Genomic DNA, 25,720 nt, shown 5'->3' with positions numbered 1-25,720 from the left:
CACCTTTTTCTGGGGAATCGTTTCAATGCGCTGGTTGCTTGCCCTGTTCTGTTTGTCGCTGGTCACGGTGTCCCAGGCGTCTGCCGTGGAAACCATGAACGGCAAGGTCATCGAGAAAATCCTGATTCTCAAGTCTTCCCATCAATTGCAATTGATCAATGACGGCAAGCCGCTCAAGACCTATCGCATTTCCCTGGGCAAACGTCCCCAGGGTCCGAAGCTGATGGAAGGCGACAAACGCACCCCGGAAGGCTTCTATTGGGTCGACTGGCGCAAGGTCAGCGATAGATTCAACCTGGCGATGCACATTTCCTACCCGAACATCAGCGATTCCGCCCGCGCCCGCCGTGAAGGCGTCGAGCCCGGCGGCATGATCATGATCCACGGCACCCCGGACACCGAAGACACCCCCGAAGACCTGTTCCACACACTGGACTGGACCGACGGCTGCATCGCCATGCGCAACATGGACATGCGCGAAGTCTGGAACCTGGTGCCGGACGGCACGATGATCGAAATCCGCCCCTGACACTCCGAATTAGCGGCGCTCCTGTGGCGAGGGGGCTCCCTCGCCACAAAGAACATTGCCCGCCTCCGGATGTGACCATTGGTCGACATCGCAAAATAAAATCAAAAAAAAGCCCATCACGGCCGCTCCCGCACCGGTGATACCACTCCCGCCCGAAGCACCAGCCGAAGCCTGCGATCTTTACGACCGCCTCCCCCACCGCTAATACCACTTAAAACCAATCCGCCGCTTCCCCTCCCCCAAGGCCCGATTTCGCACGCCTACAGCAAAGTACTGGCGTTGACATGGTATTCAAGTGGTATTAGTTTCTGCCGCATTCACGGGCCAAAATATTCCAACATTCGCCCCGGACACCCGCCATGAACGATCTCCAGGCCTTGCGCCCCGACGACACTCAACCCACGCCGTTGTACCTGCAACTGGCCCGCAACCTGGAAGCGGCGATTCATGCCGGCCAGTGGAAAGCCGAGCAGGCCATGCCGTCGGAGCGCAATCTGAGCGAAACGCTGGGCATCTCCCGCGTCACCGCTCGCAAGGCCCTGGAAGTGTTGTTCGAACAAGGCCTGATCCGCCGCAACCAGGGCTCCGGCACCTTCATTACACCGCGCCTCGAACAACCGCTGTCGCGGCTGTCCGGTTTCAGTGAAATGCTCCGCCTCAAGGGTTTCGTACCCAGTTCGCATTGGCTGGAACGGGACATCACCCTGCCGACCCATGAAGAGTTGATCCGCCTCGGCCTGTCGCCCAATGACAAGGTGGCGCGGCTCAAACGCCTGCGCAAAGCCGACGACACGGTCATGGCCATCGAGATGAGCACCCTGCCCGCCTCGATCATCGCCGAGCCGCAATTGATCGGCGATTCCCTCTACGCCTACCTCGACGGCATCGGCAAACCCATCGTCCGCGCCTTGCAGCACATCCAGGCGATCAACGCCTGCGACGAGTTCGCTGCGCTGGTCGGCATCGCACCCGGCACCGCCATGTTGCTGATGACCCGGGTTGGCTACCTGGAAGACAACACGCCCATCGAAGTCACCGACACCTATTGCCGTAACGACTACTACGACTTTGTCGCAGAGCTGCGTCGCTAATCGCCGCCTCGCTGAACGAGAACCGATCATGTCCGAAGACAACATCCTCACCCCACAAGGCTGGGTTCGCGGCCGACTGGTCCACGAGCAAGGCAAAGTGCTGTCCATCGAAGGCGTTCCCTGCGATCCGACAGCGAACGACTTGCCGTACCTGCTGCCGGGCTTCATCGACCTACACGTTCACGGCGGCGGCGGCAAAGACATCATGGAAGGCACGCCGGCCTTCGAAACCATCACCCGCACCCACGTGCGCTTCGGCACCACCTCGCTGCTGGCCACCACCATGACCGCGCCGAGCGACGAGATCTCGCGTGTGCTCAAGGCCGTCGGCGAGTTCTCTGAGCAGCGGCCCAAGGGCAGCGCCCGCGTACTCGGCGTGCACCTCGAAGGCCCGTACATCAACCCCGGCAAACTCGGAGCACAACCGAACTTCGCGCACACGGCGCTGATGGCCGAGGTCGAAGACTACCTGGCACTGGCGCCAATCCGGGTGATCACCATCGCCCCGGAAATCGCCGGCCACGACGCCTTGATCCGCGAACTCAGCGGTCGCGGCATCCGCATGCAGATTGGTCACACCCTGGGCAGCTACGAGGAAGGCGTCGCTGCGCTGGAGGCCGGCGCCACGAGCTTCACCCACCTCTACAACGCCATGAGCCCGCTGCATCACCGTGAGCCGGGAATCGTCGGCGCGGCATTGGCGCATGCCCAGTACGCCGAGCTGATTCCGGACTTGCTGCACGTGCATCCCGGTGCGATCCGCGTGGCGCTGCGCTCAATCCCGTGCCTGTATTGCGTCACCGATTCGACCGCCGCCGCCGGCATGCCCGACGGAGAGTACAAGCTCGGCAGCCACACCGTGACCAAGTGTTTGGGCGGCGTGCGCCTGCCCGACGGCACCCTGGCCGGCAGCACCCTGACCATGGATCAGGCCTTGCGCAACCTGGTGAAGATCGGCCTGCCCATCGCCGAAGCCTCGCAGCGCCTGTCGCAATTCCCCGCCGATTACCTCGGCATCACCGAACGCGGGCGCCTGCAACCGGGTGCCTGGGCCGACTGCGTGCGGCTGGATCGCTCACTGAAACTGACCGCCGTCATGGTCGAAGGAGAAGACATTGACTTCAAAAATGCTTGAAGAGGCGCTGTCCTCGTTCGAGGCCGTGCAAGCCCAGTTGCAACAACTCGATCCGCAGATGATCGAGATCGCCGGACGCCTGCGCCGTCAGCCGCCGCAAGTGGCCATGACCGTGGCGCGCGGCAGCTCCGACCACGCCGCGAGCTACTTCGCCTACCTGACCATGCAACAGCTGGGCATCCCGGTGGCCTCGTTGCCGATGTCGGTGGTGACCATGCAACAGGCACCGTTGAAGGTCAGTGGCCAGGTGGCCTTCGCCTTTTCGCAATCGGGGCAAAGCCCGGACCTGGTCAACAGCCTGCGCCTGTTGCGCAAGCGCGGCGCCCTCAGCGTGTCGATGGTCAACGCCGTTGATTCGCCGCTGGAAGCGGCGTGCGAGTTCAGTCTTCCACTGCTCGCCGGCACCGAAAGCAGTGTGGCCGCGACCAAGAGTTTCATCGCCACCCTCAGCGCCAGCGCCCGGTTGATCGGCCACTGGAAAGAGGACGCCGAACTGCTCGACGCCGGCCTCGCCTTGCCCGAAGGCCTGCGCGATGCCGCGCAGCAGGACTGGAGCGCGGCCATCGAGGCCTTGCGCGATTGCCAGCGGTTGATGGTGATCGGTCGTGGTGCCGGTTTCGCCATCGCCCAGGAAGCGGCGCTCAAGTTCAAGGAAACCTCGGCGATCCAGGCCGAAGCCTTCAGCAGTGCCGAAGTCCGTCACGGCCCGATGGCCTTGATCGGCGACAACTACCCGCTGCTGGTATTCGCCCCTCGCGGTGCGGAACAGGCCGGATTGCTGAGCCTGGCCGCCGACATGCGCCAGCGTGGCGCCCGCGTATTGCTGGCCGCGCCGGATGACGTGCTTGAGCGCGACCTGACGCTGACCCGCGCCGAACACCCGGCCCTCGACCCGATTCTGGCGATCCAGAGTTTCTATGTGATGGCTGCCGCCCTGGCCGTGGCCCGCGGCTTGGACCCGGACCAGCCGCGGCATTTGAGCAAAGTCACGCGCACCCATTGAAACGGGGTGCAAATCCCCCTGTAGGAGCTGGCTTGCCAGCGAAGGCGGCCGCAAGAACAACGCCATGTTTGAGGTCCCCTTCGCCGGCAAGCCTGCTCCTACAGGAGGCGCGTCGAGACCAATTGTTGTATTTCCTGATGAGACCGAGCCATGCATAACAACAATAAAGAGCTGACTTTAAGCGCCCCGCTCAGCGGCCCGGTGCTCACGCTCGCCAAAGTCCCGGACCCGGTGTTCGCCAGCGGCGCCATGGGCGACGGCATCGCCATCGATCCGCTCAACGACACCCTGCACGCGCCCTGCGCGGGCGTGGTGGTGCAGGTCGCCCGCACCGCTCATGCGCTGACCCTGCGTGCCGACAACGGCGCCGAGCTGCTCTTGCACCTTGGGCTCGACACGGTCGAATTGCAGGGCCAGGGTTTCTCGATGCTGGTCGAGGAAGGCGCACGCGTCACTAACGGCCAACCGCTGCTGCGCTACGACCTGGACAAGGTCGCGCAACAGTGCAAGAGCCTGGTCAGCCTGCTCATTCTCACCAACAGCCAGGACTTTCAGGCGCGTCCCATTACTCTCAAATCAGTGAAGGTTGGCGAGCCGCTGCTGCACATCATTCGTCGCCAGTCCTCGAGCGCACAGATCGAGGCCGAGTTTGCCGGTGTCGAGATTGTCGGTCAGGTGCACATCGCTCATCGTGGCGGCCTGCACGCACGCCCCGCCGCGCTGATCCGCCAGACCGCGCAAGGTTTCAAAAGCAAATCGCAACTGCACTTCGCCGGCAAATCGGCCACCTGCGACAGCCTGATCGGCTTGATGGGGCTGGCCATCGGCGAGCAAGCCGAGGTCCAGGTCAGTTGCCAGGGCCCGGACGCCGAAGCCGCGCTGCAAGCCTTGCTGGCGGCGTTATCCACAGCCCTGGCCGAAGACAGCCACGCCGCTGCGCCACTGACGATTGCCCAACGCAAGCGCCCCGCCGAAGCCGGCGTGTTGCACGGTGTCTGCGCAGCACCGGGCCTGGTTGGCGGGCCGCTGTTTCGCCTGAATGCGATCAGCCTGCCGGTGGATGCCGGTAATCATGATCCGCAACAACAATTACAAGTGCTGGACGCGGCACTGATTCAGGTACGCGGTGAAATCGACAACACGCTGATGCAGGCGAAGAAACACAAGGACAGCGCCGAAGAAGCCATCTTCGCCGCCCACCTCGCACTGCTCGAAGATCCTGCCCTGCTCGACGCTGCCAGCCATTGCATCGCCCAAGGCTCGGCCGCGACCCATGCCTGGAACCAGGCCATCGACGCGCAGTGCAACGTCCTCCAGCAAACCGGCAGCACGCTGCTGGCCGAGCGCGCCAACGACCTGCGCGACCTCAAGCAACGGGTGCTGCGCGTAGTGCTCGGCGATACCTGGCATGACGACGTGCCGGCCGGCGCCATCGTCGCCGCCCATGAGCTGACCCCTTCGGATTTACTGCAACTGAGCCAGCAAGGCGTCGCCGGGCTGTGCATGGCCGAAGGTGGCGCGACCTCCCACGTGGCGATCCTGGCCCGGGGCAAAGGCCTGCCGTGCATGGTCGCACTGGGCTCGGCCCTGCTCGACCAGCCACAGGGGCAAGCGGTGGTGCTGGACGCCGACGGTGGCCGCCTCGAACTGACGCCCAGCACCGAGCGCCTGACCGATGTGCACCAGTTGCAGCAGCAACAGCAACAACGCCGCGCCGAACAACAAGCCCAGGCGCACACACCGGCGTTGACCCGCGATGGCCAGCACATCGAAGTCGCGGCCAATGTGGCGTCCAGCGCGGAAGCAGCGGGCGCACTGGCCAATGGCGCCGACGGCGTCGGTTTGCTGCGCACCGAATTCCTCTTTGTCGACCGCCACACCGCGCCGGACGAACAGGAACAACGCCAGGCTTACCAAGCGGTGCTCGATGCCATGGGCGACAAGTCGGTGATCATCCGCACCATCGACGTCGGTGGCGACAAGCAACTCGACTACCTGCCGCTGCCTGTCGAGGCCAACCCGGTGCTCGGCCTGCGCGGCATTCGCCTGGCCCAGGTTCGCCCGGAAGTGCTCGACCAGCAACTGCGCGCACTGCTGCACGTCAGCCCGCTGTCGCGCTGCCGGATCCTGCTGCCAATGATTACCGAAGTCGATGAACTGCTGCACATTCGCCAGCGCCTCGACGCCTTGTGTACCGAGCTGGGTCTGACGCAACGCCCGGAGCTGGGGGTGATGATTGAAGTGCCGGCCGCCGCGCTGCTGGCCGAGCAACTGGCCGAACACGCGGACTTCCTGTCCATCGGCACCAACGACCTGTCGCAATACACCCTGGCCATGGACCGCGACCATGCCGGGCTCGCCGCCCGCGTCGATGCATTGCACCCGGCCCTGCTGCGGTTGATCGCCCAGACCTGCGCCGGTGCGGCGTTGCACCAGCGTTGGGTCGGTGTGTGCGGCGCGTTGGCCTGCGATCCATTGGCCACGCCGGTGCTGATCGGCCTGGGCGTCAGCGAGCTGTCAGTGAGCCCGGTGCAGATCGGCGAGATCAAGGACCGCGTGCGTCACCTCGACGCCGCGCAGTGTCGACGCCTCAGCCAGGGCCTGCTCAAGCTGAACAGCGCCAGCGCGGTGCGTCACGCCTGTCACCAGCACTGGCCTCTGAGCTAGCGCTTTACAAAAGAAGAACAAAAATCCAGGGAGATTCGCCATGTACCAACTTTTCATCGAAGGCCTGCAACGCCTCGGCCGCGCACTGATGCTGCCGATCGCGATCCTGCCGATTGCCGGCCTGTTGCTGCGCCTGGGCGATACTGACCTTTTGAACATCGCCATCATTCACGACGCCGGCCAAGTGATTTTTGCCAACCTGGCGATGATCTTCGCCATCGGCATCGCGGTCGGTTTCGCCAAGGACAACAACGGTACGGCGGGGCTTGCCGGGGTCATCGGTTACCTGGTGATGATCTCCACCCTCAAGGTGCTCGACCCGAGTATCAACATGGGCATGCTCGCCGGGATCGTCAGTGGCCTGATGGCTGGCGCGCTGTACAACCGTTTCAAGGACATCAAGCTGCCGGAGTACCTGGCGTTCTTCGGTGGCCGGCGCTTCGTGCCGATTGTCACCGGGTTCGCCGCCGTCGGCCTGGGCGTGGTGTTCGGCTACATCTGGCCGCCGATCCAGCACGGCATCAACGGCTTCGGCACCCTAATGATGGAAAGCGGCAGCTTCGGCGCGTTCGTCTTCGGTGTGTTCAACCGCTTGCTGATCGTCACCGGCTTGCACCACATCCTCAACAACATGGCGTGGTTCGTGTTCGGCAATTTCACCGACCCTACCACCGGCGCACTGGTGACGGGCGATCTGTCGCGCTACTTCGCCGGCGACCCGAAAGGTGGGCAGTTCATGACCGGCATGTTCCCGATGATGATCTTCGGCTTGCCCGCCGCGTGCCTGGCGATGTACCGCAACGCCCTGCCGGAACGACGCAAGGTGATGGGCGGGATTTTCCTGTCGATGGCACTGACCGCGTTCCTGACCGGCGTCACCGAGCCGATCGAATTCGCCTTCATGTTCCTCGCGCCGCTGCTTTACCTGCTGCATGCGCTGCTGACGGGGCTGTCGATGGCGATCACCAATGCGTTGAACATTCATCTGGGCTTCACCTTCTCCGGTGGCTTTATCGACATGATCCTTGGCTGGGGCAAGTCCACCAACGGCTGGCGGGTATTCCCGGTGGGCCTGGCGTATGCCGTGATCTATTACGGGGTGTTCGACTTCTGTATCCGCCGCTTCGACCTGAAGACGCCGGGTCGCGAAACCCGTGCAGCCGCCGAGCAAGTGGCAGTCGCCGACAACGAACGGGCCGGGGCCTACATCAAGGCATTGGGCGGTGCGCAAAACCTGATCACCGTTGGCGCCTGCACCACACGCTTGCGCCTGGACATGGTTGATCGCAACAAGGCGTCGGACACCAACTTGAAGGCACTCGGTGCCATGGCCGTGGTACGTCCCGGTAAGGGCGGCAGTTTGCAAGTGGTGGTCGGGCCGATGGCCGACGCGATTGCCGATGAGATCCGCCAGGCCATGCCGGCACTGGGTCGGGCCATTGTGTCGTCGCCTGCCGCTGAAATCGACACAGCACCACCGGTCAACGTGGCGGTACCCGAGGCGCAGCAATGGCTGGAGGCCCTGGGCGGTGGCGACAATGTGCTGCAACTCGACTGCATCGCCATGACCCGCATTCGCTTGCAACTGGCCAATGGCAAGGCGTTGTCGGAATGTGATTTGAAAGCGTTGGGTTGTCAGGGCGTCAGTCAATTGGACGCTGGCGTGTGGCATTTGTTGATTGGCGACAAAGCAGCCAGTTTGAGTGTTGCGCTGGAAGCGTTGGTCAATCGCAGCGAGGTCAGCGCCAAGGTTTAGCACCGTCTTCGCTGGCAAGCCAGCGCCTGCAGGTCCGGTGTACACAGATCCATTGTAGGAGCTGGCTTGCAAGCGAAGAGGCCCTAAGCTTCACCACAAAAACCAGGGCAAAAAAAACCCGCTGAAATCACTTTCAGCGGGTTTTTCATTTCAGCGGCGCAGGATCAGAAATCCTCCAGCCGCCACACTTCATAAGCCGGTGTCTCGTAGGGGTGGCTCTGTTTCAGAGCCGCCACCACCGGGCGAATCAACTCATCCGCCACCACCAGTTCAACCTTCCATTCCTCAACCTGTTCGACCTGCCCCGCTTGCCCAATGAACGGCTGACTGCCGTCCAGTGGACGAAACTGGCCCAGGCCCAACACCTGCCATGCGCAGTGATCATAAGCACCGATCCGCCCGCCACCGGCAGCGAATACGGCACTCTTGACCACCTCGACATGACTGTCGGGAACAAAAAAGCTGAGCTTGAACACAGCTATCAGTTCACCCACACGCGCGCATTACGGAACATGCGCATCAGCGGTGCATCTTCGTTCCAGTCATCGGAGCGCCACGAGTTCTGCACGGCGCGGAACACACGCTCCGGGTGCGGCATCATGATCGTTACGCGACCGTCGCGGCTGGTCAGGCCGGTGATACCACGCGGCGAGCCGTTCGGGTTGGCCGGGTAGCTTTCGGTGACCTTGCCGTGGTTGTCGACGAAACGCATCGCCACGCAACCGGACAGGTCGGCTTGCAGCAGGGCTTCTTCGCTTTCGAACTCGGCGTGGCCTTCACCGTGGGCAATGGCGATCGGCATACGCGAACCGGCCATGCCTTGCAGGAAGATCGAATTCGACTCCTGGATCTGCACCATCGCCACACGCGCTTCGAACTGCTCGGAACGGTTGCGCACGAAATGCGGCCAGAACTCGCTGCCCGGGATCAGTTCGTGCAGGTTGGACATCATCTGGCAACCGTTGCACACGCCGAGGGTGAAGCTGTCGTTGCGCTCGAAGAAACCCTGGAACGCATCCCGGGCACGGCTGTTGAACAGCGCGGATTTCGCCCAGCCTTCACCGGCACCCAGTACGTCGCCGTAGGAGAAGCCGCCGCAAGCGACCATGCCCTTGAACTCGTTCAAGTCGACACGGCCGGCCAGGATGTCGCTCATGTGCACGTCGATCGCGTTGAAACCGGCGCGGTCGAATGCCGCCGCCATTTCCACCTGACCGTTGACGCCCTGCTCACGCAGCACGGCAACCTGTGGGCGGATGCCTTTCTTGATGTAAGGCGCGGCGATGTCCTGGTTGACGTCGTAGCTCAGCTTGACGCTCAGGCCAGGGTTGTCTTCTTCCAGCAGCACGTCGAACTCTTGCTCGGCGCAGTCGGCGTTGTCACGCAGACGCTGGATCTGGTAGCTGGTCTCGGCCCACTGGCGTTGCAGCAGGCGACGCTGGCCTTCGAACACGGTGTCACCGTTGAAGGTGATGCTGATCTCGCCATTGTTGATTGGCTGGCCGATCACCGACACGCAGTCACCCAGGCCGGCAGCGCTGAACTGCGCGAGGATGTCCGGGGTGGAATCCTGGCGAACCTGGATCACCGCACCCAGTTCTTCGTTGAACAGGATCGCGGCGATGTCAGCGGAGGTATCCGCCAGGCTGTCGAGGTTCAGGCTCAGGCCGCAGTGACCGGCGAAGGCCATCTCGACAACGCTGGTCAGCAAACCACCGTCGGAACGGTCGTGGTAAGCCAGCAGGTGACCGTCGGCGTTAAGGCCCTGGATCACCGCGAAGAAGGCTTTCAGGTCTTCGGCGTCATCGACGTCCGGGGCCTGGTTGCCGAGCTTGCCGTGAACCTGTGCCAGGATCGACGCGCCCATGCGGTTCTGGCCGCGGCCGAGGTCGATCAGGATCAGGTCGGTGGTGCCCTTGTCCATGCGCAGTTGCGGGGTCAGGGTCTGACGGATGTCAGTCACCGGCGCGAAACCGGTCACGATCAGCGACATCGGCGAGGTGACGGACTTGTCTTCGCCCTTGTCGCTCCAGCGCGTGGCCATCGACATCGAGTCCTTGCCCACCGGGATGGTGATGCCCAGTTCAGGGCACAGGTCCATGCCGACCGCTTTCACGGTGTCGTACAGGCGTGCGTCTTCACCCGGGTGACCGGCTGCCGACATCCAGTTCGCCGACAGTTTGATGTCGGAGATCTTGCCGATGCGCGACGCCGCGATGTTGGTCAGGGTTTCGCCGATGGCCATGCGGCCCGACGCCGGAGCGTCCAGCAGGGCCAGCGGAGTGCGCTCGCCCATGGCCATGGCTTCACCGGTGTAGACGTCGAAGCTGGTGGCGGTGACGGCAACGTCGGCCACCGGAACCTGCCACGGGCCGACCATCTGGTCACGGGCCACGAGACCGGTGATGGTGCGGTCGCCGATGGTGATCAGGAAGCTCTTGCTCGCCACGGCCGGGTGATGCAGTACGCGCTCGACGCAATCGGCAATGTTCAGGGCCGATGGATCGAAATCGTCGCCCAGTTCGGCTTCACGCACCACCGAACGGTGCATGCGCGGAGCCTTGCCCAGCAACACTTCCAGCGGCATGTCCACCGGGCTGTTGCCGAAGTGGCTGTCGGTCACGGTCAGCTGTGGTTCGGCAGTGGCTTCGCCGACCACGGCAAACGGGCAACGCTCACGTTCGCAGATTGCCTTGAAGCGCTCGAAGTCCGCCGGGCCAACGGCCAGGACGTAACGCTCCTGGGATTCGTTGGACCAGATTTCGTGCGGGGCCATGCCCGGCTCGTCGTTTGGAATGTTGCGCAGTTCGAAACGGCCACCGCGGTCGCCGTCGTTGACCAGCTCCGGGAAGGCGTTGGACAGACCGCCCGCCCCCACGTCGTGGATGAAGCTGATCGGGTTCTTGTCGCCCAGCTGCCAGCAACGGTCGATGACCTCCTGGCAGCGGCGTTCCATTTCCGGGTTTTCGCGTTGTACCGAAGCGAAGTCCAGGTCGGCCGAGCTGGTGCCGGTGGCCATCGAGGAAGCCGCGCCGCCGCCCAGGCCGATCAACATCGCCGGGCCGCCGAGCACGATCAGCTTGGAGCCAACCAGGATCTCGCCTTTCTTGACGTGTTCTTCACGGATGTTGCCCATGCCGCCCGCCAGCATGATCGGCTTGTGGTAACCGCGAACTTCGTCACCGTGCGGGGTGGTGATCGACTGTTCGAAGGTACGGAAGTAACCGGTCAGTGCCGGACGGCCGAATTCGTTGTTGAACGCGGCGCCGCCCAACGGACCTTCGATCATGATGTCCAGCGCGGTAACGATGCGTTCAGGCTTGCCGTACGGCACTTCCCACGGCTGTTCGAAGCCCGGGATCTGCAGGTTGGACACGGTGAAACCGGTCAGGCCAGCCTTTGGCTTGGCGCCGCGACCGGTGGCGCCTTCGTCACGGATCTCGCCACCGGAACCGGTGGACGCGCCCGGGAACGGGGCAATCGCGGTCGGGTGGTTGTGGGTTTCAACCTTCATCAGGATGTGCACCGGCTCCTGCACCGCGCCATACTGGCGGGTCTCAGGGTCCGGGAAGAAGCGGCCGGCCACGGAGCCGACAATCACCGAAGCGTTGTCCTTATAAGCCGACAGGACACCTTCGCTGTGCATCTGGTAGGTGTTCTTGATCATGCCGAACAGGCTTTTTTCCTGGCTCTGGCCGTCGATGTCCCAACTGGCGTTGAAGATCTTGTGACGGCAGTGCTCGGAGTTCGCCTGGGCGAACATCATCAGTTCGATGTCGTGCGGGTTGCGCTTCAAACCGACGAACGCGTTGACCAGGTAGTCGATCTCGTCTTCGGCCAGGGCCAGGCCCAGCTCGGTGTTGGCTTTTTCCAGCGCGGCACGGCCGCCACCCAGTACGTCGATGGCGGTCAGCGGTTTCGGTTCGGCGTGGCTGAACAGGCCGGCGGCCTGTTCCAGGTTGCCCAGCACGATCTGGGTCATGCGGTCGTGCAGTGCATCCGCAACAAGCTGTGCTTGCGCGTCGCTGAACTGGCCGGCCACGTAGAACGCAATACCGCGCTCCAGGCGCTGGATTTTGGCCAGGCCACAGTTGCGAGCGATATCGCTGGCCTTGCTCGACCACGGCGAGATGGTGCCGAAACGCGGCAACACCAGGAACAGACGACCGGTCGGTTCCTGGACCGGTACGCTTGGACCGTACTTCAGAAGGCGCGCAAGCACCTGCTGTTCGTCGCCGGTCAGGACGCCAGTAACTTCGGCGAAGTGAGCGAATTCAGCATACAGGCCACTGACAGCCGGAACCTTCTGGCTCAGTTGCTCAAGGAGCTTGCTGTGGCGAAAGGCAGAAAGGGCAGGAGCGCCGCGCAGGATCAACATCTTCGGGACAGCCTCGGGAAGGGGTGTGCTTTGAGGCCGTGCATTCTAGCCTAAACAGCCCGCGACATCACCCGAAACGCTACGCACGGTTGCACTCGGGTGCCATTCTGTGTTTCTGCCTCGAAAGTCAGGTTAATCAGGCCTCTGATGCCAGCTTATTTTTACTGTAACAAAATGCAGACAAGGCCCATTCCTGCGGGGTTTCGGCCGGTTTTGTGATCGCTAGCAGACAAGCCCCTTGCTGTCGAGATATGGCGCCCGTGGTCCTTTGCGTATACTGCGCAAATGTTTTTCCCAACGGCTTTGCGTCCGCGGTACGCCAAATGGCTGATCGCAACCGGACTCTTCCTGATGCTCGGCGGCTGTGTTGATAAACCCAACACCCTCGAGCGCGTAAAGGAGGATGGTGTGCTGCGGGTCATTACCCGTAACAGCCCCGCCACCTACTTCCAGGATCGCAACGGTGAAACCGGCTTCGAATACGAGCTGGTGAAGCGCTTCGCCGACGATCTGGGGGTCGAGCTCAAGATCGAGACCGCCGACAACCTCGACGACCTGTTCAACCAGGTCGGCAAGCCCAATGGCCCGGTGCTGGCGGCAGCCGGCCTGGTCAGCAGCGAAGAGCGCAAGAAGCAGGTGCGCTTCTCCCACTCCTACCTGGAAGTCACCCCGCAGATCATCTATCGCAACGGCCAGTCACGGCCGACCGACGCGAAGGATCTGGTGGGCAAGAAAATCATGGTGCTCAAGGGCAGCACCCACGCCGAACAACTGGCGCAACTGAAACAGAAGTTTCCCGGCATCGAATACGAAGAGTCTGACGCAGTCGAGGTCGTCGATCTCCTGCGCATGGTCGACGAAGGCCAGATCGACCTGACCCTGGTCGACTCCAACGAAGTGGCGATGAACCAGGTGTACTTCACCAACATTCGTGTCGCCTTCGACCTCGGTGACGCCAGCAACCAGAGCTGGGCCGTGGCGCCGGGCGACGACAACAGCCTGCTCAACGAAATCAACGACTACCTCGACAAGGTCAAGAAAAACGGCACGTTGCAACGCCTCAAGGACCGCTACTACGGGCACGTCGACGTCCTTGGCTACATGGGCGCCACCACCTTCGCCCAGCACTTGCAGCAACGCCTGCCCAAGTACGAACAGCACTTCAAGGCCTACGCCAAGAAGGAGAAAGTCGACTGGCGCCTGCTCGCGGCCATCGGTTACCAGGAATCGTTGTGGCAACCGGCCGTCACCTCCAAGACCGGCGTGCGAGGCCTGATGATGCTGACCCAGAACACCGCGCAGGCCATGGGCGTGTCCAACCGCCTCGACCCCAAGCAGAGCATCATGGGCGGCGCCAAGTACCTGGCCTACATGAAGGACCAGCTCGACGATTCGATCCAGGAACCGGACCGCACCTGGTTTGCGCTGGCCGCCTATAACGTCGGCAGCGGGCACCTCGATGACGCCCGCAAACTGGCGGCCAAGGAAGGGTTGAACCCGGACAAGTGGCTGGACGTGAAGAAGATCCTGCCACGCCTGGCGGAGAAAAAGTGGTACAGCAAGACCCGCTACGGCTACGCCCGCGGCGGCGAGCCAGTGCATTTCGTGGCGAACATCCGGCGCTACTACGACATCCTGACGTGGGTCACGCAGCCGCAGCTTGAAGGCGACCAGGTCGCCGAGGGCAAACTGCTGGTGCCGGGGATCGACAAGACCAAGCCTGCCCAAGAGCCCGCGCCGCTCTGACAACCACCCAAAATCACTGTAGGAGCGGGCTTGCCCGCGAAGGCGGTTTATCATCCAGCAACTCTGTTGGCTGACACTCCGCTTTCGCTAGCAAGCTCGCTCCTACAGGGTTTGTGTTGGCTTTACGCCTTGGCAGCCGCCGCCAGAATCAGCGCCTTCATCTCCGAAACAGCCGACTTGAAGCCCACGAACAGCGCATGGGCCACCAGCGCATGGCCGATGTTCAGTTCGTTGATGCCCTTGATCGCCGCCACGGCTTCAACGTTGTGGTAGTGCAAACCATGGCCGGCATTGACGATCAGGCCCTGGGCCAGACCAAACGCCACACCGTCCGCCACACGCTTGAGTTCTTCAGCGACTTCGGTCGGCGTCTCGGCATCGGCGTAACGCCCGGTGTGCAGTTCGATGGCCGGTGCGCCGACACGGCGCGAGGCTTCGATCTGACGCTCATCGGCATCAATGAACAGCGACACTTCGGCGCCGGTCTTCGACAAGCGCTCGACCGCTGCCTTGATCCGCGCTTCCTGCCCCGCCACGTCCAGGCCACCTTCGGTAGTCAGTTCCTGGCGGGTTTCCGGGACCAGGCAAATGTGCGCCGGGCGGATGCGTTCGGCGAACTGCATCATTTCCTCGGTGACGCCCATTTCAAAGTTCATGCGGGTTTGCAGCACGTCCTTGAGCACCAGGATGTCGCGCTCCTGAATGTGCCGACGGTCTTCGCGCAGGTGCACGGTGATGCCGTCGGCGCCCGCCTCTTCTGCGTCCAGCGCTGCCTTGACCGGGTCCGGGTACCGAGTGCCGCGGGCCTGACGCAGGGTGGCAACGTGGTCGATGTTCACGCCAAGAAGAATACGGGTGCTGGTGGTCACGGAAAGCGCTCCAGAAGAAGAGAAAGTTCGGTGCACAGCATACACGGGGAAATTACGGCTTTCGAAACAACTCGCGGGAAACCAGCGGCCGACCGCCCAGATGTACGGCCAACGCTTGGCGCATCAGGCGCTTGGCCGCTGATAATGCGCCCGGTGCACTCCAGTCGGCCTCTGCCATGGCCAGCAGCTCGGTGCCGTTGAATAAACCGGGTTGCAGCAGGTAGACGCGTTCGAGCCCGGCATCCACCTGCAATCGGTAGAGGCCGTCGGGCGCGATGGCCTCGTCGTGGATATCGGAGGTCAGCGAAAACCCGTACCCGAGATCATCGAGCAGGCGCCATTCGAACGAGCGCAGCAAGGGTTCCAGCGGCCGGCCTTCGGCGAGGGCCAGCAAGGTCGCGGCGTAGTGATCGAACACCGAGGGCAGCGGGTCTTCGGCGGGCAATAGGCGAATCAACAATTCATTGAGGTACAGGCCGCTGAATAGGGCCTCGCCGTTGAGCCAGGTGGAAACCCCGGCACTTTCCATGCGCCCGACATTCTTCAGCTCACCCTTGCCCCGGAATTCAACTTCCAGCGGTACGAACGGCCGCGCCAACGTCCCGGCCTTGCCCCGCGCACTGCGCAACACCGCCCGCAGCCGACCTTGCGGCGTGAGGAAATCCACCAGCGCGCTGGTTTCGCGGTAGGCGCGGGAGTGCAGGACGTAGGCGGGCTGGGGGATGGGTTGGGACATGGAAATTGCAGATCTCGATGAAGAAGCAGATATTACTGACAACCCCAAAACCACTGTAGGAGCGAGCCTGCTCGCGATGAGGGACTAACATTCAACACACTCGTTGACTGACAGACCGCTATCGCGAGCAGGCTCGCTCCTACCGTTACATCACTTGGGTCCGGCTTTACAGGTCGCCATAACCCAACGAACGCAACGCACGCTCGTCATCGGACCAGCCACCCTTCACCTTGACCCACAGGTTGAGCATGATCTTGGAGTCGAACAGCAGCTCCATGTCCTTGCGCGCCTCGGTGCCGATGCGCTTGATGCGCTCGCCCTTGTCGCCAATGATGATTTTCTTCTGGCCATCGCGCTCGACGAGGATCAACGCGTGGATGTGCAAGGTCTTGCCCTGCTGCTTGAACTCTTCGATCTCGACGGTGATCTGGTACGGCAGCTCGGCGCCCATCTGGCGCATGATTTTCTCGCGCACCAGTTCAGCGGCGAGGAAACGGCTGCTGCGGTCGGTGATCTGGTCTTCCGGGAAGAAGTGATCGTTTTCCGGCAGGTGCTCGGCGATTACGCGCTCCAGGGCATCGAGGTTGTGCCCGTGCTGCGCGGAAATCGGGATGATCTGCGCATTCGGCAACTGCTCCTGCAACCAGCTCAGGTGCGGCATCAACTCGGCCTTGTCTTCGATGCGGTCGGTCTTGTTCAACGCCACGATCAGCGGGCCGGTCACGTACTGGACGCGCTCGAGGACCATCTGGTCTTCGTCGGTCCACTTGGTGCGGTCGACCACGAAGATCACCACGTCGACGTCTTTCAACGCCGCCGAAGCGGTCTTGTTCATGTAGCGGTTCAGGGCTTTTTCGCCACCCTTGTGCATGCCGGGGGTGTCGACGTAGATCGCCTGCACATCACCCTCGGTCTTGATGCCGAGCATGTTGTGTCGGGTGGTTTGCGGTTTGCGCGAGGTGATCGCCAGCTTCTGACCCAGGATGTGGTTCAGCAGCGTGGACTTGCCCACGTTCGGACGGCCGACGATGGCAACATAGCCACAGCGAGTTGCGTTTGTATCAGTCATTGCCATTCTCCACACCCAGGGCAATCAGTGCTGCGGCGGCCGCTACCTGTTCGGCAATACGACGACTCACACCCTGACCTCGGCTTTTTTCATTCAGTAAGATGATTTCGCATTCGACGAAGAACGTCCGGCAATGCGGCTCACCCTGGATATCCACCACTTCGTAACGCGGCAGCTCACAACCCCGGGACTGCAGGAATTCTTGCAGGCGGGTCTTTGGATCCTTGTTGGTGTCGACCAGCGTCAAGCCTTCGAACTCGCCGGCCAGCCAGGCGAGCACGCGCTCTTTTGCCACTTCCATGCCGGCATCGAGGTAGATCGCACCAATCAGCGCTTCGAGGGCGTCAGCCAGGATCGACTCGCGACGGAAACCGCCGCTTTTCAGCTCGCCGGAACCCAGGCGCAGGTATTCGCCCAGATCGAAACCACGGGCCAGTACGGCCAGGGTCTCGCCTTTCACCAGGCGGGCGCGCAAACGCGACAATTGACCTTCGCGGGCCAGCGGGAAGCGATCGAACAACGCCTCGCCCGCCACGAAGTTAAGGATAGCGTCACCGAGGAATTCCAGGCGTTCATTGTTGCGCCCGGCAAAGCTGCGATGAGTCAGGGCCAGGACCATCAGTTCCTGATCCTTGAAGGTGTAGCCGAGCTGACGCTCTAGACGGCTTAAGGAGACGCTCACGGTTTACCCACGCTGAGTTCGTGGCTGGATTCCACTGCCACCGCCGAGAGTCGGCGCAGGCTTGGGACAATTAACGCTGTGTTCAAAAATAACGTCCTGAATATCATTGGCTTCATGCGTTCGGCCCCGATTGTGTCGGTTCCAGAAATGCATTCGGCGCTGTGTTCAACAGCGCCGTGTCTGATTACTTGATCAGGCCAACCCGCGAGAAATTCGGCAGGTGGCTGAGTTTGGGTTCCGGCCAGCTCATCCAGACCGCGAAGGCCTTGCCGACGATATTCTTGTCGGGAACCATGCCCAGCAGATCCTTGGGAATGTTCGGATCATCCCAGTAGCGACTGTCGTTCGAGTTGTCGCGGTTGTCGCCCATCATGAAGTAGTGCCCGGCCGGCACGGTCCACGAATGGTCCGGCGTCGCGCGGTAGCGGTTCATCTCTTTGCGGATCAGGTGCTCGGCGGCGCCGAGTTTTTCCTTGTAGAGTTCCGCGCTGCCCAGCGTGCCCGGCTCCGAGCCGATCATCTGTTCGGCAATCGATTGACCGTTGACGAACAGGTGCTTGTCAGCGGTATAGCGCACCGTGTCGCCCGGCAAGCCTACGACACGCTTGATGTAGTTGACGTTCGGATCGCTCGGGTAGCGGAACACCATCACATCGCCGCGCTGCGGATCACCGACCTCGATGATTTTCTTGTCGATCACCGGCAAGCGGATCCCGTAGGAAAACTTGCTCACCAGGATGAAGTCGCCGACATCCAGGGTGGGCTTCATCGAGCCTGAAGGAATCTGGAACGGTTCCACCAGGAACGAACGCAGCACCAGCACGATGAACAACACCGGGAAGAACGACTTGCCGTATTCAACCAGCAGCGGCTCTTTGTTCAGTTTCTCGACCACGACCATGTCTGGCTGGCTGACACTGCCTTGATAAGAGGCAATGGCGGCACGCCGACGCGGTGCCAGGATCAACAGATCGAGCAACGCCAACAGGCCGCAGACAAATACGGCGATGACCAGCAACAGCGGGAAATTTAGTGACATAGGACCTAACTATCCAACCTGAGCACTGCAAGGAAGGCTTCTTGTGGAATTTCCACGTTGCCGACTTGCTTCATGCGTTTTTTACCGGCCTTTTGCTTTTCAAGCAGTTTTTTCTTACGGCTGACGTCACCGCCGTAGCATTTGGCCAATACGTTCTTTCTGAGCGCCTTGACGGTTGTACGCGCCACAATCTGCCCGCCAATGGCGGCCTGGATTGCCACGTCGAACATCTGCCGTGGAATCAGTTCTTTCATCTTCTCGGTCAACTGGCGACCTTTGTAGTGCGAGTTGTCACGGTGCACAATCAGCGCCAGGGCATCGACCTTGTCACCGTTGATCAGCACGTCCAGCTTCACCAGACTGGCCGATTGATAACGATCGAAATGGTAATCCAGCGAAGCATAGCCGCGGCTGGTGGATTTCAGGCGATCGAAGAAGTCCAGTACCACTTCGTTCATCGGCAGGTCGTAGGTCACCTGGACCTGCGAGCCGAGGAACAGCATGTCGACCTGCACGCCGCGCTTTTCGATGCACAGGGTAATGACGTTACCCAGGTGCTCTTGCGGCACAAGAATATTGGCGCGCACGATGGGTTCGCGCATGTCTTCGATGGAAGACAGGTCCGGCAGCTTCGACGGGTTATCGACGTAGATCGTCTCGCCGGTCTTGAGCAGCAGCTCGAAGATTACCGTCGGCGCGGTGGTGATCAGGTCCAGGTTGTATTCGCGCTCCAGGCGCTCCTGGATGATTTCCATGTGCAGCATGCCGAGGAAGCCGCAACGGAAGCCGAAGCCCAGTGCGTCGGAGCTTTCCGGGGTGTATTGCAGCGACGAATCGTTGAGGGTCAGCTTTTGCAGCGCCTCGCGGAAGTCTTCGAAGTCGTCGGAGCTGACCGGGAACAGACCGGCGTAAACCTGCGGCTGAATCCGTTTGAAGCCTGGCAGTACATCAACGTCCGGCGTCGAACTCAAGGTCAGGGTGTCGCCCACTGGCGCACCATGAATGTCCTTGATGCTGGCGATGATAAAGCCCACTTCACCGGCCTTGAGGTCAGCGGTAGGGGTGTGTTTCGGGTTGAATACACCGACGCTGTCCACCAGGTGGATCTTGCCGGTGGACTTGACCAGGATCTTGTCGCCCTTCTTCACGCGGCCGTGGCGAACGCGCACCAGGGACACAACGCCCAGGTAGTTGTCGAACCAGGAGTCGATGATCAACGCTTGCAGCGGATCTTCGTAGTTGCCGGTCGGTGCAGGAATGGTGGCCACCAGGCGCTCGAGCACCTCATCGACACCCAGGCCGGTCTTGGCCGAGCACTCGACCGCGTCGGTGGCATCGATGCCGATGATTTTTTCGATTTCTTCTTTAACGCGGTCCGGGTCGGCCTGTGGCAGGTCGATCTTGTTCAGCACCGGCATCACTTCCAGGCCCTGTTCAATGGCCGTGTAGCAGTTGGCAACCGATTGAGCTTCAACGCCCTGGCCGGCATCGACCACCAGCAACGCGCCTTCACAGGCGGCCAGCGAACGGCTTACTTCATAGGTGAAGTCAACGTGGCCGGGGGTATCAATGAAGTTCAACTGATAGTTGATACCGTCGCGAGCCTTGTAATACAGGGTGACGCTGTGCGCCTTGATAGTGATCCCGCGTTCACGCTCAAGGTCCATGGAGTCCAGGACCTGGGCTTCCATTTCGCGCTCGGCCAGGCCGCCACACATCTGGATGAAGCGATCGGCCAGCGTCGACTTGCCATGGTCAATGTGGGCGATGATGGAGAAATTGCGGATATGACTCAAATCACTCACGGATCAACACTCAAAAAGGCTGCAGGCATAGCCCGCCGAAAAATAGCCGGGAATTGTACCTGATCCACGGCGCAAGCGTCACGTTCGCAGGTCAGACGGTGCGTACAAAAACGCCCCGGCCTTGCGACCGGGGCGTTTTTTCATGGTGTTTCAGGCCACGAAGTGCTCGCCATTAACCGGCGCGGCGCAGCAACCAGAGCCCCGCCACGGCACAAACACCGGCCGGCAACAGCACCGACAGCAACGGCGGGAAGCCGAACACCAGACTGGAAGGCCCCAACAGATCCTGGACGATGCGGAAGGTGAAGCCCACCAGCACACCGGTGAACACGCGCTGACCGAGCGTCACCGAACGCAATGGACCGAAAATGAAGGAAATCGCCATCAGCACCAACGCGGCGGTAACCAACGGCTGCAAGACCTTGACCCAAAATGCCAGCCAGTAGCGGCCGTTATTCAGCCCCTGGTCCGCCAGGTAGTGGATGTAATTCCACAGGCCACTGATCGACAGCGACTCCGGCACCATGACCACGGTGTTCAGCAATTGCGGGCTCAGTGCGATTTCCCAGCGCTCGTCCGGGGCCGACACCACTTCGGTGCTGCGCTCGTGGAACAGCGTGGTGGTGACGTCCGTCAACTGCCAGTGATCCTTGGCGAATTCGGCACGCTTGGCGAAGCTCGCCGAGAGCATGTGCCGCTCGTTGTCGAAGCGATAACGGGTTACGCCATACAGGATGCCGTTGGGCTGTACCGAGTTGACGTGGATGAACTCATCGCCCTGGCGGTGCCACAGGCCGTGCTTGGCGCTTTGCGCATCGCCGCTGCCCTGGGCCAGCGAGCGATTGGCCTGAGCCGCGGTTTCGGCAGGCGGCGCAACGTATTCGCCGATCAACACGCCAGCCAGCATCAAGACCAGCATCGGCTTCATGACTGCCCAGACGATGCGGCCAATCGACACGCCGGCGGCGCGCATGATGGTCAGTTCGCTGTTGCTGGCCAGGCTGCCCAGGCCGATCAGGCAACCGATCAGCGCCGCCATCGGCATCATTTCATACATGCGGCGCGGTGCGGTCAGCGTCACATAGCTCAGCACATCGATCAGGGTGTAGGTATCGCTGACTTCACCCATCTCGTCGATGAAGGCAAACAGGGTCGCCAGGCCGAGAATGATCCCGAGCACGGCCAGAATCGCGATGAGTACGCTGCTACCAATGTAGCGATCCAGCTTAACCACGGGCCACCTCCAGCGCGCTGCGGCGACTCGCCCGCTTCAAGCGCAGGGGTTCCCAATAGAGCAAGCCCAGGCCGACCGCCAGGAAAATCCCGTGCACCCACCACAAGCCTACGACCGCCGGGATCTTGCCCTTGTCGAGGGCACCGCGAGCGGCAATCAGGATGGTCAGGTACGCCATATAAAGAAGAATCGCCGGCAGCAACTTGAGGAACCGGCCCTGGCGCGGGTTGACCCGCGACAACGGCACTGCCATCAAGGTCACGATGAACACCAGCAAGGGCAGCGACATGCGCCATTGCAATTCGGCGCGAAGGCGAATGTCTTCACTGCCGACCAACGTACTGGTCGGCATTGCGTCACGGTCGGTGACTTCATCGCTGACGTCCGGTTTTGGCAGCAACACACCGTATTCGTCATATTTGATCGCCCGGTAGTCGGCCTGCCCAGGATTACCGTCATAGCGATAGCCGTTATCGAGGATCAGGTAGCGGTTACCGTCGGGGCGAATTTCCTGACGGCCTTTTTCTGCCACCAGGACGGAAATCCCGCGATCCTTGTTGTTGGAGCTGATGTTTTTCTGCGAGATGAACACGCCGCCCAGATTGACGCGGTCATCCGACATGCGCTCGGTGTAGGTCACCCGGGTGCCGTCACGCAGGGCCTGGAAACGTCCCGGCTCCAGGGTGTCGAACTCGGTCAGGGCGTCCTGCTTGTTCAGCAGCAACTGAAACTGGTTCGCACCTTGCGGCGCCAGGCTCAGGCTCAACCATGCCACGATCAGTGCAACCAGGGTGGCCGGGAACAGGGTCATGACAACCAGTTTCTGCTGGCTCATGCCGGTCGCCGAGAGCACGGTCATTTCGCTTTCGAGGTACAGGCGCCCGTACGACAGCAGAATCCCGAGAAACAGGCCCAGCGGCAGAATCAGCTGGAGAAAACCGGGCATGCGATAGCCCATGATCAGAAACAGCGACCCCGGATCCAGCAGGCCCGAAGCCGCCTGGGCGAGGTACTTGATGAAGCGACCGCTCATGATGATGACCAGCAGCACGGCACTGACGGCGCTCAAGGTCAACAGGACTTCGCGGGATAGATAACGGAAGACAATCAAACCAGACACTCCAGGGTTGTCAGGCTAAGGCGGCCAAACAAGCAAACGTTTCTGACAGCCCGCAGGACAGGGCCGCCGAAAAAAGATGGCGCATTATCCTGTGATTGGACGCGCCTGTCACTGCGCAATGCATGCAGGGGCCAGCTTGCTGGCGATGGTCGCCCACGATAACGCGAAGAACCTGAAACCCCGCAGTGGCCTTGGGTTCTTCGCGAGCGATCGAGCGTCGACCGGCTGCTCCTACAATCGTGCAACCGAGGGTTGTCAGCCGCCGGTAGCGAGGTTCAAACTGCGGCCTTTGTCGCCGATCAATCCTGGCGCCTCTCTTTTTTCCAGGCAAGTGACGCACGTACGGTGTCGGACGCTTGCAGGCTAACCATCAATTCAGGGACCCGGACATGGAACTGGTTGTAAAAAGCGTCAACCCGGAAACGTTGAAGACTGCCACGCTGGTGGTTTCCGTCGGCGAAGGCCGCAAACTCGGCGCAGTGGCCAAGCAGCTCGACGAATTGAGCGGCGGCGCGATCAGCGCAGTGCTCAAGCGCGGCGACCTGGCCGGCAAGGTTGGCCAGAGCCTGTTGCTGCACAGCCTGCCGAACCTCAAGGCCGAACGCGTGCTGCTGGTGGGCGTGGGCAAGGACGACGAACTGGGTGACCGCCCGTTCCGCAAAACCATCGCCGGCATCCTCAATGTTCTGAAAGGCCTGGGCGGCAGCGATGCGGTGCTGGCCCTGGATGAAGTGGTCGTCAAAGGCCGCGACAGCTACGGCAAGACCCGCTTGCTGGCCGAAACCCTGGTAGACGGCGAATACAACTTCGATCAGTTCAAGAGCCAGAAAGCCGAACCCCGCGCCCTGAAGAAAATCACCCTGCTGACCATCAAGGCCGCCCAGGCTGAAGTCCAGCGCGCCGTGACCCACGCCACTGCGATCGCCAACGGCATGGCGTTCACCCGCAACCTGGGCAACCTGCCACCGAACATCTGCCACCCGACCTTCCTCGGTGAGCAGGCAAAGGATCTGGGCAAAGAGTTCAAGGACCTGAAGGTCGAAGTCCTCGACGAGAAGAAGATCAAGGCACTGGGCATGGGCTCGTTCTACGCCGTGGGCCAGGGCAGCGCCCAGCCTCCGCGCCTGATCGTCATGCAATACAACGGCGGCAAGAAATCCGAGAAGCCGTACGCCCTGGTCGGCAAAGGCATCACCTTCGACACCGGTGGCATTAGCCTCAAGCCGGGCGCCGGCATGGATGAAATGAAGTACGACATGGGCGGCGCCGCCAGCGTGTTCGGTACCCTGCGTGCCGTGCTCGAACTGAAGCTGCCGATCAACCTGGTGTGCATCCTCGCCTGCGCCGAGAACATGCCGAGCGGCAACGCTTCGCGCCCGGGCGACATCGTCACCACCATGAGCGGCCAGACCGTCGAAATCCTCAACACCGACGCCGAAGGCCGCCTGGTGCTGTGCGACGCCCTGACCTACTCCGAGCGTTTCAAGCCACAAGCGGTGATCGACATCGCGACCCTGACCGGCGCCTGCGTGGTTGCTTTGGGCTCCCACACCTCGGGCCTGCTGGGCAACAACGACGAACTGATCGGCCAACTGCTGAGCGCCGGCAAGGCAGCCGACGACCGCGCCTGGCAACTGCCGCTGTTCGATGAGTACCAGGAACAGCTGGACAGCCCGTTCGCCGACATCGCCAACATCGGCGGCCCGAAAGCGGGCACCATTACGGCGGCCTGCTTCCTGTCGCGCTTCACCAAGAACCTCAACTGGGCGCACCTGGACATCGCCGGCACCGCCTGGACCAGCGGCGGCAAGGACAAGGGCGCCACGGGCCGTCCGGTGCCCCTGCTGACCCAATACCTGCTGGACCGCGCCAAAGCCTGAAACCAATGATCCTTGGCGGCGCTGCTCTCGGGTGACGCCGCCAAAGGCTCAGGAACCGCAATGACCAAAGTCGACTTCTATATCCTGCCCAGCGCCGATCCTTCGGCACGCCTGGATTTTGCCTGCAAGCTCACCGAAAAAGCCTGGCGGATGGGCCACCGCATCTACCTGCATTGCAGCGATGCAGCCCAACGTGACGATCTCGATGCGCGCCTGTGGGCGTTCAAGGGCGAAAGCTTCGTGCCCCACGGCCCTGCCGACAGTGAACCTGAGAGCGCGATTGTTTTGGGGCTTGGCGATGACTGCGGTCAGCATCAGGATTTGCTGGTCAATCTAGACCTGAAAGTCCCGGCCTTCGCCAACCGGTTCGCCAGGGTGGCGGAGGTGGTGGTGGAGGATCCCACGATCAGAGCGGCCGCGCGGGAGAGTTTCCGTTTCTACCGCGAACAGGGCTATCCTCTGCAAGATCACCGTTTACAGCGACTCTGAGCCTGACAATGGACACTTCAAAACCGCTGCAACAGTCCGCGCACTTGCTGGACGACCTCGAGTCGATCCGCCAATTGCTCGGCGATGACAACCTGCAACCGCCCCTGCTGACCGACACGGTCGAGGACGGCGACCAGGAACAGATCCCAATGCTGTTCGACGCCGTGGCCGAGCCTTCGCCCGCCGTCGTACCGGCAACCCCAGCGCCCATCGTTGAACCCGTTGCCACGGCGACGCCGGCGCCTGCCAAGAACCCGGACGACTTGCTGCACCTGGACAGCGAACTGCGCGCCGCCGCGCAGTTGATCATGCAAGACGTGATCGACGACTTCGCCCCGCACATCGAAACCGAAATCAAACGCCGCCTCAGTGCCAGGCTGGAGCGGTTGTTGAGCCAGTACAACGACTGAACAACCTGCAGACGCCTTTTCTGTAGGAGCGAGCCTGCTCGCGATGGTGTGTCAGTCAACACCTATGTGGCTGACACACCAT

The 25,720-nt window shown here is 61.8% G+C and carries 20 protein-coding genes; 10 read left to right on the top strand and 10 right to left on the bottom strand.

The window, feature by feature from the left end:
* Window positions 1-25 precede the first annotated feature (25 nt).
* The 6 genes from J1D76_RS22845 (at window position 26) to nagE (ending at window position 8,181) form a co-directional block, all read left to right on the top strand.
* On the top strand, window positions 26-529 hold the full coding sequence (locus J1D76_RS22845) for a L,D-transpeptidase family protein (RefSeq protein ID WP_421140602.1): 504 nt from the start codon (window positions 26-28) through the stop codon (window positions 527-529).
* A gap of 359 nt (window positions 530-888) precedes the next feature.
* Window positions 889-1,620, top strand: coding sequence for a GntR family transcriptional regulator (locus J1D76_RS22840; protein ID WP_421140601.1), 732 nt, complete (start codon window positions 889-891; stop codon window positions 1,618-1,620).
* Window positions 1,621-1,648: 28 nt separating this feature from the next.
* The gene (gene nagA / locus J1D76_RS22835; RefSeq protein WP_421140600.1) at window positions 1,649-2,755 is read left to right on the top strand and encodes an N-acetylglucosamine-6-phosphate deacetylase; all 1,107 of its coding nucleotides are present in this window, start codon (window positions 1,649-1,651) and stop codon (window positions 2,753-2,755) included.
* Window positions 2,736-3,758, top strand: a complete 1,023-nt coding sequence (locus tag J1D76_RS22830) for an SIS domain-containing protein (protein WP_421140599.1) — start codon at window positions 2,736-2,738, stop codon at window positions 3,756-3,758. Before nagA ends, J1D76_RS22830 begins: the two co-directional genes overlap by 20 nt.
* A gap of 150 nt (window positions 3,759-3,908) precedes the next feature.
* Window positions 3,909-6,425 carry a phosphoenolpyruvate--protein phosphotransferase gene (gene ptsP, locus J1D76_RS22825; RefSeq protein WP_421140598.1) on the top strand — a complete coding sequence of 839 codons (2,517 nt, stop codon included), beginning with the start codon at window positions 3,909-3,911 and terminating at the stop codon, window positions 6,423-6,425.
* A gap of 40 nt (window positions 6,426-6,465) precedes the next feature.
* A complete protein-coding gene (gene nagE, locus J1D76_RS22820; RefSeq protein ID WP_421140597.1) occupies window positions 6,466-8,181 on the top strand; it encodes an N-acetylglucosamine-specific PTS transporter subunit IIBC in 1,716 nt (571 codons plus the stop codon).
* 164 nt (window positions 8,182-8,345) lie between these two features.
* Here the strand turns inward: nagE and J1D76_RS22815 are convergent, their stop codons facing one another.
* Both J1D76_RS22815 and purL read right to left on the bottom strand, forming a co-directional pair.
* Window positions 8,346-8,657, bottom strand: a complete 312-nt coding sequence (locus J1D76_RS22815) for an NGG1p interacting factor NIF3 (RefSeq protein ID WP_421140635.1) — start codon at window positions 8,655-8,657, stop codon at window positions 8,346-8,348.
* Between the two features lie 5 nt (window positions 8,658-8,662).
* On the bottom strand, window positions 8,663-12,559 hold the full coding sequence (purL, locus tag J1D76_RS22810; protein ID WP_421140596.1) for a phosphoribosylformylglycinamidine synthase: 3,897 nt from the start codon (window positions 12,557-12,559) through the stop codon (window positions 8,663-8,665).
* Between the two features lie 285 nt (window positions 12,560-12,844).
* Between purL and mltF the strand changes: the two genes are divergently transcribed.
* Window positions 12,845-14,305, top strand: coding sequence for a membrane-bound lytic murein transglycosylase MltF (gene mltF / locus J1D76_RS22805; protein WP_421140595.1), 1,461 nt, complete (start codon window positions 12,845-12,847; stop codon window positions 14,303-14,305).
* Between the two features lie 122 nt (window positions 14,306-14,427).
* On the opposite strand, the gene pdxJ is transcribed toward mltF, so the two are convergent.
* The 8 genes from pdxJ to lptF form a co-directional block, all read right to left on the bottom strand.
* Entirely contained in the window at window positions 14,428-15,174 is a 747-nt protein-coding gene (pdxJ, locus tag J1D76_RS22800; RefSeq protein ID WP_421140594.1) for a pyridoxine 5'-phosphate synthase, read from the bottom strand.
* Window positions 15,175-15,226: 52 nt separating this feature from the next.
* Entirely contained in the window at window positions 15,227-15,910 is a 684-nt protein-coding gene (gene recO, locus J1D76_RS22795; RefSeq protein ID WP_421140593.1) for a DNA repair protein RecO, read from the bottom strand.
* A gap of 166 nt (window positions 15,911-16,076) precedes the next feature.
* A complete protein-coding gene (era, locus tag J1D76_RS22790; RefSeq protein ID WP_093214366.1) occupies window positions 16,077-16,979 on the bottom strand; it encodes a GTPase Era in 903 nt (300 codons plus the stop codon).
* On the bottom strand, window positions 16,972-17,661 hold the full coding sequence (rnc, locus tag J1D76_RS22785) for a ribonuclease III (RefSeq protein WP_421140592.1): 690 nt from the start codon (window positions 17,659-17,661) through the stop codon (window positions 16,972-16,974). The genes era and rnc overlap by 8 nt, the downstream gene beginning before the upstream one ends.
* Window positions 17,662-17,845: 184 nt before the next feature.
* On the bottom strand, window positions 17,846-18,700 hold the full coding sequence (gene lepB / locus J1D76_RS22780) for a signal peptidase I (protein WP_421140591.1): 855 nt from the start codon (window positions 18,698-18,700) through the stop codon (window positions 17,846-17,848).
* A 5-nt stretch (window positions 18,701-18,705) separates the two neighbouring features.
* Entirely contained in the window at window positions 18,706-20,505 is a 1,800-nt protein-coding gene (gene lepA, locus J1D76_RS22775; RefSeq protein ID WP_008053223.1) for a translation elongation factor 4, read from the bottom strand.
* A 172-nt stretch (window positions 20,506-20,677) separates the two neighbouring features.
* Entirely contained in the window at window positions 20,678-21,739 is a 1,062-nt protein-coding gene (gene lptG / locus J1D76_RS22770; RefSeq protein WP_421140590.1) for an LPS export ABC transporter permease LptG, read from the bottom strand.
* Window positions 21,732-22,850 (bottom strand): LPS export ABC transporter permease LptF, encoded by a 1,119-nt coding sequence (lptF, locus tag J1D76_RS22765; protein WP_421140589.1) that lies wholly within the window; start codon window positions 22,848-22,850, stop codon window positions 21,732-21,734. Before lptF ends, lptG begins: the two co-directional genes overlap by 8 nt.
* 398 nt (window positions 22,851-23,248) lie before the next feature.
* Here lptF and J1D76_RS22760 point away from each other — a divergent pair, with 398 nt between their 5' ends.
* From J1D76_RS22760 to J1D76_RS22750, 3 genes are read left to right on the top strand one after another with little or no spacing between them, the layout of a single operon-like run.
* Complete coding sequence (locus J1D76_RS22760) at window positions 23,249-24,739, top strand: leucyl aminopeptidase (protein ID WP_421140588.1); 1,491 nt, start codon at window positions 23,249-23,251, stop codon at window positions 24,737-24,739.
* Between the two features lie 60 nt (window positions 24,740-24,799).
* A complete protein-coding gene (locus J1D76_RS22755) occupies window positions 24,800-25,228 on the top strand; it encodes a DNA polymerase III subunit chi (RefSeq protein ID WP_421140587.1) in 429 nt (142 codons plus the stop codon).
* Between the two features lie 8 nt (window positions 25,229-25,236).
* The gene (locus J1D76_RS22750) at window positions 25,237-25,638 is read left to right on the top strand and encodes a DNA polymerase III subunit chi (protein WP_421140586.1); all 402 of its coding nucleotides are present in this window, start codon (window positions 25,237-25,239) and stop codon (window positions 25,636-25,638) included.
* The last annotated feature ends 82 nt before the right edge of the window (window positions 25,639-25,720 follow it).

This window comes from Pseudomonas sp. NFX15, assembly GCF_049132105.1.
Classification (GTDB): Bacteria; Pseudomonadota; Gammaproteobacteria; order Pseudomonadales; family Pseudomonadaceae; genus Aquipseudomonas.
This window is presented reverse-complemented; position numbering and strand designations above follow the sequence as displayed.